At 67.1% G+C, this 14188-nt stretch carries 13 protein-coding genes, 1 tRNA gene and 1 other RNA gene; 9 read left to right on the top strand and 6 right to left on the bottom strand.

Annotation, left to right across the window (positions count from 1 at the left end):
- Positions 1 to 779 precede the first annotated feature (779 nt).
- From OXM58_10065 to OXM58_10040, 6 genes are all read right to left on the bottom strand, one after another.
- Positions 780 to 1769 carry a glutathione S-transferase family protein gene (locus OXM58_10065; protein ID MDE0148707.1) on the bottom strand — a complete coding sequence of 330 codons (990 nt, stop codon included), beginning with the start codon at positions 1767 to 1769 and terminating at the stop codon, positions 780 to 782.
- 240 nt (positions 1770 to 2009) lie between these two features.
- The gene (locus tag OXM58_10060; protein MDE0148706.1) at positions 2010 to 3536 is read right to left on the bottom strand and encodes an AMP-binding protein; all 1527 of its coding nucleotides are present in this window, start codon (positions 3534 to 3536) and stop codon (positions 2010 to 2012) included.
- Positions 3537 to 3779: 243 nt separating this feature from the next.
- Positions 3780 to 4610: an NAD(P)-dependent oxidoreductase gene (locus OXM58_10055; GenBank protein ID MDE0148705.1), complete on the bottom strand. Its 831-nt coding sequence runs from the start codon at positions 4608 to 4610 to the stop codon at positions 3780 to 3782.
- 176 nt (positions 4611 to 4786) lie between these two features.
- Complete coding sequence (locus tag OXM58_10050; GenBank protein MDE0148704.1) at positions 4787 to 5551, bottom strand: alpha/beta hydrolase; 765 nt, start codon at positions 5549 to 5551, stop codon at positions 4787 to 4789.
- Positions 5552 to 5645: 94 nt separating this feature from the next.
- Positions 5646 to 5732, bottom strand: a tRNA-Ser gene (locus tag OXM58_10045).
- 197 nt (positions 5733 to 5929) lie between these two features.
- A complete protein-coding gene (locus OXM58_10040) occupies positions 5930 to 6559 on the bottom strand; it encodes a glutathione S-transferase N-terminal domain-containing protein (protein MDE0148703.1) in 630 nt (209 codons plus the stop codon).
- 190 nt (positions 6560 to 6749) lie between these two features.
- On the opposite strand from OXM58_10040, the gene OXM58_10035 reads away from it, so the two are divergent.
- The 9 genes from OXM58_10035 to rnpB all read left to right on the top strand — a co-directional run bounded on the left by OXM58_10035 (position 6750) and on the right by rnpB (position 14021).
- Entirely contained in the window at positions 6750 to 7238 is a 489-nt protein-coding gene (locus OXM58_10035; protein MDE0148702.1) for a MaoC family dehydratase, read from the top strand.
- Positions 7239 to 7367: 129 nt separating this feature from the next.
- Positions 7368 to 8228, top strand: a complete 861-nt coding sequence (locus tag OXM58_10030; protein MDE0148701.1) for a LysR family transcriptional regulator — start codon at positions 7368 to 7370, stop codon at positions 8226 to 8228.
- Between the two features lie 79 nt (positions 8229 to 8307).
- Positions 8308 to 9045 carry a TerB family tellurite resistance protein gene (locus OXM58_10025; GenBank protein ID MDE0148700.1) on the top strand — a complete coding sequence of 246 codons (738 nt, stop codon included), beginning with the start codon at positions 8308 to 8310 and terminating at the stop codon, positions 9043 to 9045.
- Positions 9046 to 9094: 49 nt separating this feature from the next.
- Complete coding sequence (locus OXM58_10020) at positions 9095 to 9502, top strand: DUF2384 domain-containing protein (GenBank protein ID MDE0148699.1); 408 nt, start codon at positions 9095 to 9097, stop codon at positions 9500 to 9502.
- Positions 9503 to 9526: 24 nt separating this feature from the next.
- The gene (locus OXM58_10015) at positions 9527 to 9988 is read left to right on the top strand and encodes an RES family NAD+ phosphorylase (GenBank protein MDE0148698.1); all 462 of its coding nucleotides are present in this window, start codon (positions 9527 to 9529) and stop codon (positions 9986 to 9988) included.
- A 3-nt stretch (positions 9989 to 9991) separates the two neighbouring features.
- Positions 9992 to 11920 (top strand): ATP-binding cassette domain-containing protein, encoded by a 1929-nt coding sequence (locus OXM58_10010; GenBank protein MDE0148697.1) that lies wholly within the window; start codon positions 9992 to 9994, stop codon positions 11918 to 11920.
- A 10-nt stretch (positions 11921 to 11930) separates the two neighbouring features.
- A complete protein-coding gene (locus tag OXM58_10005; GenBank protein ID MDE0148696.1) occupies positions 11931 to 12803 on the top strand; it encodes an EamA family transporter in 873 nt (290 codons plus the stop codon).
- Positions 12804 to 12821: 18 nt separating this feature from the next.
- The gene (locus tag OXM58_10000; protein MDE0148695.1) at positions 12822 to 13553 is read left to right on the top strand and encodes an N-acetylmuramoyl-L-alanine amidase; all 732 of its coding nucleotides are present in this window, start codon (positions 12822 to 12824) and stop codon (positions 13551 to 13553) included.
- Between the two features lie 65 nt (positions 13554 to 13618).
- Positions 13619 to 14021: RNase P RNA component class A (gene rnpB / locus OXM58_09995), an RNA gene on the top strand.
- Positions 14022 to 14188 lie beyond the last annotated feature (167 nt).

Below are 14188 nucleotides of genomic sequence, written 5' to 3'. Positions count from 1 at the left end.
CCCATCGACCTCGCTGCGCTCGGCCACTTCCCCCTCTGAAGAGGGGGAAGGACAGATTTGCGGCGGCCTGGCCCTTTTCGTAGAGGTATCCCCCGGGCTTCCTCTGCGAAAAGCCGCACGGCGGGCTCCGCCGGGCCGACCTCTCAAAATTATTTCCTTTTTTCAGATATATTTCCTTGACATGGTGGCTTCCGCACCCTATATCGGCTCCGTCAACGCCCGAAGTGCGCCTGCCGCGGCCAGCCGACGCCCTCTCAAAAAAGAAGCGAACGAAGAAACAGGCGGGAACCTGCCCGCTTTCCGGCCCGCCGCCGCCGATCGGCCATCCGATCCGCCATCCAATGCGCTACCCTGTGCGCCGCCCCATGCGGCAATGGGCCTGACAGCCGGATCCAGTCCGGTTCGACCCTCCGATTCCGCCGGGCCATGCTGCCCGGCGGTGCCGCCCCCGGTGTCGACCGGCGCTCCCGCCCGGCCGGGAGTCTGGAAAAATTCCTATCTGGATCGTTTTTGCGCACTTCCGAAGGGCGTCTTTTCAACGATTCCAAAGGGTTAGGGCTGCCGGGTGCAAAAAAACATATTATTTAGAACGGTCTGTTTAACTCCAAAAACAAAGCGATTTCAAAGACTTAGGGAAACTGATATTGAACGGTTATTCAAAATCCGGCCGCTTTCCGGCGTCTGCCCGGTCCGGCCCGCCCCCTTGCAGAGGAATTCCCGGGGATCAGAGGCGGATTCGCGGCGCGGAAATCAAGGCCCGGAATTCGACCGGGCCGCCGCTATTCCAGCCAGCGCAGGCAGCCGGTCTCGGCAAGGATCGCGTCCAGGCCCGGCGCGCCCTTCGCCGCGGCGTGTTTCTGGCGAAGCGCGATCAGCGAACGGGCGTGGTATTTCTGCGGTCCCTGGACATAGGCGCCGCCGGGCAGATCGACGCTGAAACTGTCCTCTCCGGCCTCCAGCGCATCGGAATTGGCCCGCGACCAGGGCAGGAAGAAGGCGCCGGCGTTCGCGAGCAGCGGCGTCAGGGTTTCGCTGAGGCTGTCCCAGCTCTCGAACGGCCCGTCGTTGCGCGGCTCCAGCATCCGGAAGGACCAGGCCAGCATGTTCGGCGCGCGCACCCGGAGCGCGGAGGCCGAGGTCGGGTCTTGCGACATCGTGTAGACCTGCGGCGCGAGGCCGAAATCGGCGAAGGCGGGCCGGCCGCCGAACAGGTATTTCCGCGCCGCCAGATGCGGTTCGAGAATGGCGAGCAGATCGTCGAAATAGCGGGCGATGAGCGGCGCCGTCTGCGGGCTGGACCCGGTGAAATGGAGCCGCCCGACCATGCGTTCGTAGATCTTTTCCGCCGCCGCCCCGACCGCTTCCGGCGCGCCGTCGGGATCGAAGGCGCGGGCCAGCCCGAGCGCCGCGCCGCGCCGGTCGACCTCCGCGTGCCAGCGGTTGTGGAACATCAGCTTGTTGCCCCATTCGTCGCCATACTCCTCGATCAGGGCCGAGAGGAAGCGCAGCGCCGGGTCTTCGGGATGGATCGACGGTTCGGGATTTTCGGCTTCCAGCGTTTCGATAAGCGGTGTCGAATCCTGGAGCGCCCGGTCGTCCGGCGTAATGACCAGCGGGATCAGCGGCAGCCGCGCCCGGGCCTTGAACTCGTCGCTGCGCCACGCCCGCTGCAGCCAGAGATGCGGCAGCGCCTTGTAGCGGAACCAGGCCCGCACCTTGACCGAATAGGGCGACATCTCGCTGCCGAAAATCCTGTAGGGGGCTGTCATGCCGGTCCTTTCGTCTTGGGGATCGAATCGTTGACGATGCAGTACCGGATTTCCCTCCAACATTTCGAGGAAGCCGGCAATAGTTGCGACGGTCGTTTGTTCGTCACTGCCTCGGCACCAAATTGTGCCGCCCCGGACTTGATCCGGGGCCCAGGAGCGTGAAGCAAGGCCGTGCCGGGTGACTCTGGACCCCGGATTTCCGCTCCGCTCCATCCGGGGTGGCAAAGTCGGTAACCCGGCTCAACCCCCATCGTCTATCGTGTGCAGTTCGCGGCGCAGGATCTTGCCGGTCGGGTTGGTCGGCAGGTCGGCGACAAACTGGATTTTGCGCGGCACCTTGTAGGGCGCGAGCGTCTTGCGGCAATGGGCGAAGATGTCGTCGGCGTCCGGGTCGCTGCCCGGCCGCGGCACGACATAGGCCTTGGCGAGCTCGCCCTTCTGCGCGTCGGGCACGCCACCGACCGCGACCATCGAGACGTCGGGATGGGCGGCCAGCACCCGCTCCAGCTCGGCCGGATAGACGTTGAAGCCGGCGGTGTTGATCATGTCCTTCTTGCGGTCGACGACCCAGAGGAAGCCGTCCTCGTCGCGGGTGCAGACGTCGCCGGTGCGGAACCAGCCGTCATCGGCCATGGCCTCCCGGGTTGCGGCCTCGTTGCCGTAATAGCCCATCATGACGATCGGGCCGCGGATCAGCAGTTCGCCCGGCTCGCCCGCGGGCATGGTCTGCGACGGATCTTCCAGGCCGCCGATCCGCGCCTCGATATAGGGCAGCGCCACGCCGATGGAGCCGAGCCGGCGCTCGCAGAGCGAAGCCTGGGTCGTGCCGAGCCCGGCCAGTTCGGTCATGCCCCAGAGTTCGAGCAGCGTCGCGCCGAACTTCTCCTCGACCTCGGCGGCCGTGGCGGCCGGAAAGGTCTGCCCGCCGCAGGTCAGCCGCTCCAGGCTCGAATAGTCGTAGTTGTCGATGGCCGGGTCGGCCAGCATGTACATGAAGCCCGTCGGCACCGCCTCCAGCATGGTCGCGCGGTATTGCTCGACCGAGCGCAGCATGTCCTCTGACACGAACCTTTCGAGCAGGACGAGCGTCGAGCCATAGAACAGCGAGCCGTTCATCACCGCCTTGCCGTAGACGTGGGAGCAGGGCAGCGCGGTGACGACGATATCGTCCGGTGTCCGCCCGTGCATGAGCTTCATCCCCGCCGTGCCGACGGCGATGGCGCGGTTGGACATCATCGCGCCCTTGGGATGGCCGGTGGTGCCCGAGGTGTAGCCGATCGCGGCCAGGTCATCGAGGCCGCGGGGCCGGACCTCGAAGTCTTCCGGCGCACCGGCGAGGAAGTCCTCGAAGCGGGTCGCATCCGCCGGCCCGTCGTCGTCGAACAGGACGACCCGCTCGACATCGGACCCGGCCAGCGCATCCATCAGCCCGTCGCCCTTGCCGGCGCCGACCATCAGCAGCCTGGCGCCGCAATTGCCGGCGATGTAGCCGATCTCCCCGGCGGTCAGCATGGCGGTGACCGGGTTGAGCACCGCGCCGGCCTTGGCCGTGCCGTAATAGGCCGCGACCCAGTCGTAGGAGTTCTGCCCGCACAGGGTCACCCGGTCGCCCGGCGCGATGCCGTGCGCGACCAGGGCGTTGGCGACCCGGCTGGCGCGCCGGTCGAGCGCGTCGTAGCTGTAGGGCACATCGCGGAATATCACCGCCGGCTTGCCGCCGAACGCCGCCGCGGCCTTCCCGATGGCTTCGCCGAGTGTCATCAGCATGGCTGTTTCTCCCTGAGTTCCGCTCCGGGTCCTTACCCGGCCGGTAGCAACCCGTCATCGGCCGTCATATCGACCGGAGCCCCGGATTTTATCCGGGGCGGAGCGGAGATATCTTTCACGCGAGGCGCAATGTCCATTGCGCTGTGCCGGAAAGATTTCTCCGCTTCGCGGGCTATCGCCCGCTTCGGTCGAAATGACGGCGGGGAATCGACCGCGCGACGAATTTCGGGCCGGATCGCCAACCTACGCCCCGAACCCGTCGACGAAAAAGTCGATGGCGAGCGGCTTGTCCGGATGGTTGCGGTATTTGTCCAGGTCGGTAATGCCTTCCGACGCCAGCACCTCCTCGTCGAGGAACAGGTTGCCGGTGCAGGTCCTGGCATCGCGGGTCAGGACGATGTGGGCGCAGTCAGCCAGGATTTCCGGCGTGCGCGCGGTTTCCCAGTCCATGCCGGGCACCAGCTTCAGCGCCGCGGTCGAAATGAAGGTCCGCGGCCACAGGCCGTTCACGGCAATGCCGTAGCGCGCGAACTCCGCGGCATGGCCGATCACGCACATGGACATGCCCATTTTCGAGATCGTATAGGCCGTCGAATCCCGGAACCACCGCGGATTCATGTCGAGCGGCGGGCTGAGCGTCAGGATATGCGGGTTGGCCGCCTCCCTGAGATACGGCAGCGCCGCCTGGGTCGCCGCAAAGGTGCCGCGGGTGTTGATGCCCATGATCAGGTCGTAGCGCTTCATCGGCGTCGACGGCGTGTCGGTCAGGCTGAGCGCGCTGGCGTTGTTGACCAGGATGTCGATGCCGCCGAAGGCCTCCGCCGCGGCTTCCATGGCGTCGCGGAGGCCGCCGTCGTCGCGCACGTCGACCGGCAGGGCGAGTGCCTTGCCGCCGGCCCGCTGCATGTCCTCGGCGGCGGTGTAAATGGTGCCGGGCAGTTTCGAGTGCGGCTCCGTCGTCTTGGCCGCGATGACGATGTTGGCGCCGTCCTCCGCCGCCCGGAGGCCGATGGCGTGGCCGATGCCGCGCGTCGCGCCGGTGATGAACAGGGTCTTTCCTTGCAAGCCGGTCATGCGGCGCTCCTGATTGCGAATGGTACGAAACCGGGCCGCCGGACCGGTCCGGCCCGCGCTTTCGGGCGCAGTCGGCATAAGGCATAGGGCGAGGCAGCACCCGGATACAGGGCGAAGTTGACACGGGCCGCCCGGTTCCCGGCGGTTTCGGGCGGTCCCGCAGCGCGGGCGAGCGCCTACTCGTCCAGCGTCCGTTCGAACAGGTCCCAGACCCGCTCCGGCGCCTCGACATGGCAGTTGTGGCCGAGGCCGGGCAACAGCGCCGCCTGCGGATCCAGCGCCTGCATTTCGGCCAGGGACACCATTGGATCGGCCTCCCCCGCAGCGAGCCGGACCGGCGCGCTGGCTGCGCGGTGGAAATCGGCGACCGCCGGCCCGACGGCAGCGTAGATGCCCTGGTCGGCGGCAAGACGGAAGCCCCCGTCCGCTTCGGCAACGCCGGCCCGGGCCTCGGGCGAATCGGGGTCGGCCAGGCCGGCGAGGCCCGAGACCCGGAGATAGCGTTCGGCCGCCTCGTTGTAGCTGCCGAAGAGTTTCGCGGGCGCCGCCGCCAGCATGTGCATCCGGGCGACCTCGTCCGCCGTCCAGCCGATCTTGACGCCGAAGGCGAAGACCCGACGCACCCGGACCCCGAACCAGCCGGTCGCCAGCGCCATCGCCACGACGCCGCCCATCGAATGGCCGAGCAGGACAACGTCTTCGTCCTGCCCGCCGAGCGCGTTCGCCACGTCGGCGGCGAATCCGGCATAGCCGTAGGGCGGCGCGTGGGCCGAGCGGCCGTGGCCGCGCAGGTCGGCCGCCACCCAGCGCCCCGGCCAGCGGCGCTCGACGATCGGCAGCATCCGGCGCCACACCGCCGCATTGCCGCCGATGCCGTGCAGCAGGACCAGCAGGGGGCCGCCGCTGCCGCCGGATTCGGTGTGGATTTGGATGGTGCTCATGGGATTGTCGCAGCAGACGGGTCATTCAGGTCGGCCCGGCCGAGGCAGCGTGCGAATACGGAAACCAGGCACGTCATTGGCGAAAGGCGAAGCGTGGCGGAGGGAGGGGGAATCGAACCCCCGACACCCTATCGGGTGTACGGATTAGCAATCCGCTGCATTACCGCTCTGCCATCCCTCCGGTACCTTCTTGCGCCGGGCCGCCGGGCCGCCGGGCCGGAACCGCGGCCGGGCTGCCGGCCCGATGCGCGCCGCCCGATTCGCGTTGGCCGCGGCGGCGCCTTCTAGAATGTGGCGATTCGGCCTGTCAATGCGAGGCGCGCTTTGCCTCTGCCGCGGGCGCTCGCTGGCGCCCCGGCCCGGGCATCGCCCGGCCGCCTATTGCGGCGGCGGCGGTATCTGAATGCCGCTCTGGACCGCGGGGCGGCTGCCCACCGCATCGAACCAGCGTTTGACATTCGGGTAATCCGCCAGGTTGATCTCCTGCCACTCGTGCCGGAGCACCCAGGGCCAGGTCGCGATGTCGGCGATCGAGTAACCGTCGCCCGCCAGATGGTCCCGGCCGTCGAGCCGCCGGTCGAGCACGCCGTAGAGCCGGCGCGCCTCGGTGCCGTAGCGCTCGATGCCGTAGGGCACCTTCTCCTTCGCCGCGCGCAGGAAATGATGGACCTGGCCGAAGATCGGGCCGATGCCGCCCATCTGGAACATCAGCCACTGGATGACCTCCATGCGCGCAACTGGCTCCGCGGGCAGGAACCGCCCGAATTTCTCCGCCAGATAGATCAGGATCGCGCCGGATTCGAAGACCGTGATCGGCGCGCCGCCGGGCCCGTCCGAATCGACTATGGCCGGGATCTTGCCGTTCGGGTTGATGGCGAGATATTCCGGCGTGAACTGGTCGCCCTTGCCGATATGGATCGGGTGGAGGGTGTAGTCCGCGCCCAGCTCCTCCAGCATGATCGAGGCCTTGCGGCCGTTCGAGGTGGACCAGGTGTACAAGTCGATCATGGCGGGGTTCCATCGTGGCTGGGGGGATGCCGCGCTATCGATAGCGCGGGGCCGCCCCGAAACCAAACGGAATTAAACCAAACGGAATTAGATCAACCGGATTGCCGGCGCAGTGCCCGTGCCGCTATCGTCGCTCGGCCATCGGCGACCGGCGGAAATCCGCCGGCAACAGAAATGCGGGCCCCATGCCATGTCCGAAACTCACTGCGCTTTCACCTTCGACAACGTCGGCGCGTTCGTCGGCAAGGAAATCGGGGTCACGGCCTGGCATCCGGTGACCCAGGACCAGATCGACCTGTTCGCCGACGTGACGCGCGATCATGACTGGATGCATGTCGATCCCGAGCGGGCCCGGCGCGAACTGCCTTACGGCGGCACGATCGCCTTCGGCTTCTACACCCTTTCGCTGCTCACCGCATTTTCCCACGAGGTCGGCCTGTGGCCGGAAGGCACGGACTACGGACTGAACTACGGGCTGAACAGGGTGCGCTGGATGGCGCCGGTGCCGATCGGCGGCCGGATCCGCGGGCGCTTCCTGCTGGAATCGTTCGATCCCCACCCGAGCGGCGGCTTCCTCAGCACGACCCGTGCGACGGTCGAGATCGAAGGGCAGGACAAACCGGCGATGGTCGCCGAATGGCTCGGCCTTTTCATGCGCAACGGCGCAGGAGGAATCTAGCGATCCCGGCCGGATGGCGCAGGTTCAGCAGCTAACGGGCGCTCGCCCGCTGTCCGGCCGGAATGATCGGGCCGAATATCAGCTCAATTTTGATATCCAAAAATTTATTTTTTGATACTAGATTATGGAATGTCGGATACGGACCTGGATATCAAACAGTTGCGCGCATTCATCAGCGTGGCCACGGAACAAAGCTTTACCGGGGCGGCAAAGGCGCTGAACTGCACGCAGGGAACGATTTCGTCGCGAATTCGCGCGCTCGAGAATCAACTCGGCGTGCGCTTGTTCGACCGCGCCCGCTTCAACATCAGGATGACGCCAGCAGGAAGCGATTTGTTTGGCGGCGCTCAAGCGCTGCTGGAAAGGCACGATCAGCTCTTCGGCCACGCACATTCGAAAAATGTGAGCGGCACCGTCAGCATGGGCATTGCCGAAGGATTCGGCTCGCCGCTGCTAACGCGTCTGCTCAGGCGAATCCGGCACAACTACACCGCGCTCAGCATCACCGTCTCCTGCGGCATGAGCTGGAATCTGCGGCGGATGGTCGATGAAGGCAGCCTGGATCTTGCTCTGGTCGCATTGATCGATGAGGTGCCCGGCGCCACGACTCTGAGCCGCCCGCGCCTTCAGTGGGTCGGTTCCAGCGATTTCGAATTCGATGGGAGATCTCCCCTTCCGATCGCCAGCTATGCGGAGGAGTGTCCGTTCCGCAATTCGATTATCGCCGAACTGGAAGAAGCAGGCGTGACCTTCAACGAAATCCTGCGCGGGGTGAGCGAGCAGGTAATCGTCAGTGCGGTCAGGGCCGGTTGGGCTCTCACTGTCATGCCGGAAAACCTGGTGCCCGGGGATTTGAAGGTTTTCGTCCGTCCGTCGCTGCTGCCTTCTCTCGGACGCGCCAGGGTCCAGCTGCTGGAGACGCCCGGCCCCGAGGCAGAAGGCGTGCGGGTAATCGCGCGCGAGATCGCCAACGCCTATCGCGGCCGCTAGCAGGCAGCGGCCTTACGATCCTCCGATTGCGGCGGCGCACCGCCTTGCGCGCGCCATATCGGCCCCCTACACCGGCGCCATGAGCATCTGGGGCAAGATCCTGGGCGGGGCCGCCGGCCTTGCGATCGGCGGGCCGATCGGCGCGATTATCGGCGTCGGCGCCGGCCATGTCGCCGACCGGACGATCCAGACCCTGTCGGGCCGGGCGCCCGGCGGCCGCATGGCGCGCCAGATCGCCTTCACCACCGCCGTCATCGTACTCGGTGCGAAGATGGCCAAGGCCGACGGCGTCGTGACCCGCGACGAGATCGCGGCCTTCCGGGAAGTGTTCCAGGTGCCGCCCGGCGAGGTCAAGCAGGTCGCCCGCCTGTTCGATATCGCCAAGCAGGACGCCGCCGGATTCGAGCCCTACGCCCGCCAGCTCCGCGACATGTTCGCCGACGAGCCGGCGATCCTGGAGGCGCTGCTGGACGCCCTGTTCCACATCGCCAAGGCCGACGGCCAATACCATCCCGGCGAGAAGGCGTGGCTTGAAGAAGTCGCCGCCCTGTTCGGCTTTTCGGAGCCCGATTTCCGGCGCATCGAGGCCAAACATACGGTGCGTCCGCAAGACGACCCCTACACCATTCTCGGAATCGAGCCGGACGCAAGCAACGACGAGGCCCGGGCCGCCTGGCGCGCCCAGATCCGCGAGCATCATCCGGACAAGCTGATCGCCGAGGGCTTGCCCCAGGAATTCGTCGACGCCGCCAACGACCATATCGCCAAGATCAATGCCGCCTGGGACGCGATCAGGAAGGAACGGGGGCTGACGTGACGGGGCGGCACCTTGACATTCGTGCCACTTGCGTTCAAATATTTGGCAAATGGCACAAAGCAGACCGATGATGCAGCTTGCCGAACCGGCGCCGCCGCTGGCGCGCCATTTCGAGATCGCCGAAGGCTTTAACTGGGCGGTTCTGCAGGATCTGCTGGATCGCGGCCTGATCGCGGTAGACGAGGCGGAAGCGCTGATCGCCCCGCGGAGAACCCTGATGCGCCGCAAGCGATCCGGCAGATTCACGTCCGGGGAGTCGGATCGGCTGGCGCGGGTACTGAATATACTGCGGCTGGCCGAACGAACCTTCGGCGAATCGGCAAAGGCGCATCGGTGGCTGCGCGCCCCGAACGGTGCTACCGGCGGCCATCGCCCCCTCGACCTGTGCTCGACCGGCGAAGGCGGGCGGCTGGTCGAGACCGTTCTCGGCCGGCTGGCGCACGGCGTCTACGCATGACCGCCCGGCAGTGATTGTCCGGCAGTGATTGTCTGGCGTTTGTGCCGGGCCGAACATGCGGCGCTGGACGGCGAGGGCGCGTTTCTCTTCGGCGGCCGCTGGAACTCGCCGGGGACGCGGCTGGTTTACACATCCCGCCATCTCTCGCTGGCCATTCTCGAAATCTTCGTCCATACCGGACCGGTCAACCTGCCTGACGGATTGGTCAAACTGGAAATCTCGATCCCCGAAGACATCCGCCGGGAAGCCCGCGCAGCATCGGACCTTCCGGCGCGCTGGGGTCAAGACACGACCCGCAACACGCAATCCGTGGGTGATCGCTGGGTCGCCGTTGCCCGGTCGGCAGCGTTGCAGTTGCCGTCGGCCATCGTGCCGGAAGAAGAGAATGTCCTGATCAACCCCCGCCACGCCGACGCCGGCCGGATCGCCGTCCTTTCGCAATCGCCGCTTCGTCTCGACCCGCGGTTGAATCACGGCGAATCCTGACCCATGGCGCCACCCCCGCTGCTTTCCTTGCGCGACGCCGCGATCGGATTCGGCGGTCCGCCGCTGTTCGCGGGGCTGACCCTGCACATCGCAAAGGGCGATATCGCCTGTCTGGTCGGCCGCAATGGCTGCGGAAAATCGACCCTGATGAAGCTGATCGCCGGCGAACTGGAGCTCGACGCCGGCGAACGCTATGCCGAGCCGGGCCTCACCGTCGCCTATCTGGCCCAGGAGCCCGCCATGAAAGCGGGCACGCGCGTGTTCGACTGGGTGTCGGCCGATATCGCGCTGGGCCGGCCGCAGGCGACGCACCCGCGCCACGCCGTGGAGGCCGCGCTCTCCCTGTTCGAACTGGACGGCGGGCGCGACGTCGCCAGTCTTTCGGGAGGCGAGCAGCGCCGCGCCGCGCTCGCCCAGGTCTTCGTCGATCCGCCTGATCTGCTGTTGCTCGACGAACCGACCAACCATCTGGATATCGCCACCATACGGTGGCTCGAAGGCGCCATGCAGAGCTTTCGCGGCGCCGCACTGGTCGTGAGCCACGACCGTACTTTCCTCGCCAACGTCACCAACAGCATCCTGTGGCTCGAAAATGGCCGGCTGCGCCAGACCGGCCAGGGTTTCGGCGCGTTCGACGACTGGTGCGAGCAGGTGCTGGACGAAGAGGCACGCGAAGCCAAGCGCCTCGACAGCCGGCTGAGGGATGAAGCGCGCTGGCTGCTGCGCGGCGTGACGGCGCGCCGGCGGCGCAACCAGGGCCGCCTGCGCAAGCTGGAGGAGATGCGCACCGCCCGCGCCGCCCTGCTTGCCGATACCGGCCGCATCCGGGCGAAGATCGACGACGGCGAGGTCCGCAGCAAGCTGGTCATCGAGGCGCGCGACATCGCCAAGCGGTTCGGCCCAGGTGGCGCGGGCGCGGGCGGAAACAAAGCGGCAAGAGGCGGGGGAGCGCCCGCCCGCACCATCGTGGAGAGTTTTACGACGCGCATCCTGCGCGGCGACCGCATCGGCATCATCGGCCCGAACGGGGCGGGCAAGACGACATTGCTCAAGATGCTGATCGGCGAACTGAAACCCGACAGCGGCCATGTCCGGGTCGGCAAGGCGCTGACCCTGGCCTATTTCGACCAGCAGCGCAGCCTGCTCGACCCGAAAGCCACGCTCAAGAGCACGCTGTGCGAATCGGGCGGCGATCTTGTCCGCGTCGGCGGCTCGATGCGCCATGTCCGCGGCTATCTGAAGGACTGGCTGTTCGATCCGCGCGAGGCCGAGGCGCGGGTGGCGACGCTCTCCGGCGGCCAGGGCAACCGGCTGGTGCTCGCCAAGGTGCTGGCGATGCCCAGCGACCTGCTGATCCTCGACGAGCCGACCAACGATCTGGACATGGACACGCTCGATCTGCTGCAGGGTCTGCTCGCCGACTATGCCGGCACACTGATCGTGGTGAGCCACGACCGGGATTTCCTCGACAAGACCGTCTCCAGCACCATCGTCCTGGAGGGCGACGGCCGGGTGAAGGAATATGCCGGCGGCTACGCCGACTATCTGATCCAGCGCAGGGACGGGCCGGCAGGGGCGGCTGTCAGGACGGCGAGAAAGGGCAACAACCGGGCGGCTCCCGAAGCGCCGGCAAAAACCCGCCCGGTAACGCGGCTCAGCTACAAGGACCGGCGCGCGCTCGACCTGCTGCCGGACGAAATCGCGACGCTGGAGGCCGAGATCGCCGCGCTGGAGAGGGAACTCTCGGACCGGGGCCTGTACGGCGCCGATCCAGACCGCTTCGCGCACGCGGCGGTCCGTCTCAAAGTTGCACGGGCCGAGCTGTCGACTGCCGAGGAGCGTTGGCTGGCCCTGGAGACACGGCGCGAGGAAATCGAGGCGGCGCGGCAGACGGGCAATCCGAAGGGGCCTGCAGGGGCGACGGCAGCGTGAGGCCGGTCCGATGCGGTTGAGCCATGCCGCTCTCCTGTTCGGCGTGATGGTGCTCTGGGGCCTGAATTTCGTTGCCGCGAAATTCGGCTTCCGGGACTTCGAACCGATATTCCTGCTCAGCCTCCGCTTCCTGATCATGGGGCTGGTGCTGGTCCCTTTCGTCGAGATGCCGCGGGCGAAGATGGGCCATGTGGTCGGCCTGTCCTTCACCATGGGCTCGCTGCATTTCGGCCTGATGTTCACCGGGGTCGCGGGCGTAGACGCCGCCGTCGCGGCCATCGCTATCCAACTCCAGGTGCCGTTTGCCTCGATCCTCGCGGCGATCCTGTTCAAGGACTATCTCGGCTGGCGGCGCATGCTCGGCATGGTCGGCGCCTTCGCCGGCATTGTGCTGATCGCCGGCGAACCGCGCATGGAATCGAACCTGTTCCATCTCGGCCTGGTCGTCACCGCCTCGCTGGTCTTCGCGACCTCGAATATCCAGGTGAAGGCGATGGGCGATGCGCCGCCGCTCGGCGTCCTCGGCTGGAGCAGCCTGTTCGCCGCGCCGCAACTGTTCGCGATCTCGCTGATCTTCGAGGACAATCACTGGCGCGACTTCCAGGCGGCCGGCGCTTACGGCTGGGGCGCGGTGGCTTATATGACCGTCTGCGTCGGCCTGATCGGCTACGGCATCTGGTATTCGTTCCTCCGGCGCTACACGGTGAACCAGGTCATGCCTTTCACCCTCGTCGTGCCGGTGTTCGGCGTTCTGGGCGGTGTCTGGATCCTGGGCGAGCAGATGACCTGGCAGATGATCCTCGGTTCGGTGCTGACGGTCGCCGGTGTGGCGGTTATCGTATTGCGCCGCCCGGCCACGGCCGAAGCCCCGCTCAAGTCCTGACGCGCCCGGAATGGCGACATGCGAATCGTCGAGCGACCGTCCCCGAACCATAACGAGCGGCCCGGCGGCCGGCGGCCGGACATGCTGGTGCTGCACTATACCGGGATGCGGACCGCCGCCGAGGCGCTGGACCGGCTGTGCGATCCGGCCGCGCAGGTCAGCGCCCACTACACGGTCGACGAGGACGGCACCGTCTACGCCCATGTGCCCGAGGACCGGCGGGCGTGGCACGCCGGAGTCGCCTGCTGGCAGGGCGAGACGGACGTGAACGGGGCTTCCATCGGCATCGAGATCGTCAACCCCGGTCACGAGTTCGGCTACCGGCCCTTTCCCGCATTGCAGATGCAGGCGGTGCTGGCCCTGTCGAAGGCGATCGTGGAGCGCTACCGCATCCGCCCGTTGCGCGTCGTCGGCCACAGCGACGTCGCACCGGAACGCAAAACCGATCCCGGCGAACTGTTCGACTGGCCGATGCTGGCGGCAGCCGGAGTCGGTTTCTGGCCCGATGCCGAGGCCGTCCGGGCAAGGCTCGAAGCGCAGCCGGAAGCCGAACCGGACACGATCGGCCGGAACCTTGAGCGCATCGGGTATCGCTGGCCGGAAGAGCCCGGCAGTGCAGGGGCGGCGGACGCGCGTGGGCAGGCGGCGGTCCTTGCGGCCTTCCAGCGCCATTTCCGGCCGGGTGCGATTACCGGCGCCGTCGATCGCGAAACGGCGGCGCTCGCCGCGGCGGTCGCGGCAGCGGGATAGAGCCGGAGCCGGGGTATCTGCGCTGTGGCTTGACCCTGACCGGCCGGACGCCAATCTAGACCGGGCCAGACGGCCGGATGGCCGCGCCCGGCCAACGGGGAAACCCGGCCGGGTGAGGAAAGTCCGGGCTCCACGGAAACACGGTGCCGGGTAACGCCCGGCGGGGGCGACCCCCGAGACAGCGCCACAGAAAGCAAACCGCCCGGCATCGGGCCGGGCAAGGGTGAAAGGGTGCGGTAAGAGCGCACCGCGCGGCCGGTAACGGGCGCGGCACGGCAAGCCTCACCGGGAGCAAGACCGAATAGGGACGGCGCGGACAGCCTCCGTTTACGGCAGGCGCGTCCAGGCGGGTTTCCGCGCCGCCGTCCGGGTGGGTCGCGCGAGGCAGCCGGCGACGGCTGTCCCAGATGAATGGCCATCTCCCCGGCCTCCGGGGGACAGAACCCGGCTTACAGGCCGTCTGGCGCCGGCCCCCGGAAGGAACCCCCGGACGGAAAGAGTCGGAGCGGCGCATTTCGGATCACGCGCCGCCATCGGCACATAGCGGCGCCACCGATATCCCTCGGGGCAGGTCAAACGCTTGATTTGCCAAGAAATTCTAATCCAAACGACGTTGACTTCCATGAAATCCCATG

This window comes from Rhodospirillaceae bacterium, assembly GCA_028819475.1.
GTDB lineage: Bacteria > Pseudomonadota > Alphaproteobacteria > Bin65 > Bin65 > Bin65.
This window is presented reverse-complemented; position numbering and strand designations above follow the sequence as displayed.

Excerpts from the sequence above, each read along its gene's own strand:
- OXM58_10035 (MDE0148702.1), top strand. The coding sequence starts at position 6,750 with ATGTCCGAAACTCACTGCGCTTTCACCTTCGACAACGTCGGCGCGTTC.
- OXM58_10065 (MDE0148707.1), bottom strand. The coding sequence starts at position 1,769 with ATGACAGCCCCCTACAGGATTTTCGGCAGCGAGATGTCGCCCTATTCG.
- OXM58_10050 (MDE0148704.1), bottom strand. The coding sequence starts at position 5,551 with ATGAGCACCATCCAAATCCACACCGAATCCGGCGGCAGCGGCGGCCCC.
- OXM58_10040 (MDE0148703.1), bottom strand. The coding sequence starts at position 6,559 with ATGATCGACTTGTACACCTGGTCCACCTCGAACGGCCGCAAGGCCTCG.
- OXM58_10000 (MDE0148695.1), top strand. The coding sequence starts at position 12,822 with ATGCGAATCGTCGAGCGACCGTCCCCGAACCATAACGAGCGGCCCGGC.
- OXM58_10025 (MDE0148700.1), top strand. The coding sequence starts at position 8,308 with ATGAGCATCTGGGGCAAGATCCTGGGCGGGGCCGCCGGCCTTGCGATC.
- OXM58_10030 (MDE0148701.1), top strand. The coding sequence starts at position 7,368 with ATGTCGGATACGGACCTGGATATCAAACAGTTGCGCGCATTCATCAGC.
- OXM58_10020 (MDE0148699.1), top strand. The coding sequence starts at position 9,095 with ATGGCACAAAGCAGACCGATGATGCAGCTTGCCGAACCGGCGCCGCCG.
- OXM58_10060 (MDE0148706.1), bottom strand. The coding sequence starts at position 3,536 with ATGCTGATGACACTCGGCGAAGCCATCGGGAAGGCCGCGGCGGCGTTC.
- OXM58_10055 (MDE0148705.1), bottom strand. The coding sequence starts at position 4,610 with ATGACCGGCTTGCAAGGAAAGACCCTGTTCATCACCGGCGCGACGCGC.
- OXM58_10005 (MDE0148696.1), top strand. The coding sequence starts at position 11,931 with ATGCGGTTGAGCCATGCCGCTCTCCTGTTCGGCGTGATGGTGCTCTGG.
- OXM58_10010 (MDE0148697.1), top strand. The coding sequence starts at position 9,992 with ATGGCGCCACCCCCGCTGCTTTCCTTGCGCGACGCCGCGATCGGATTC.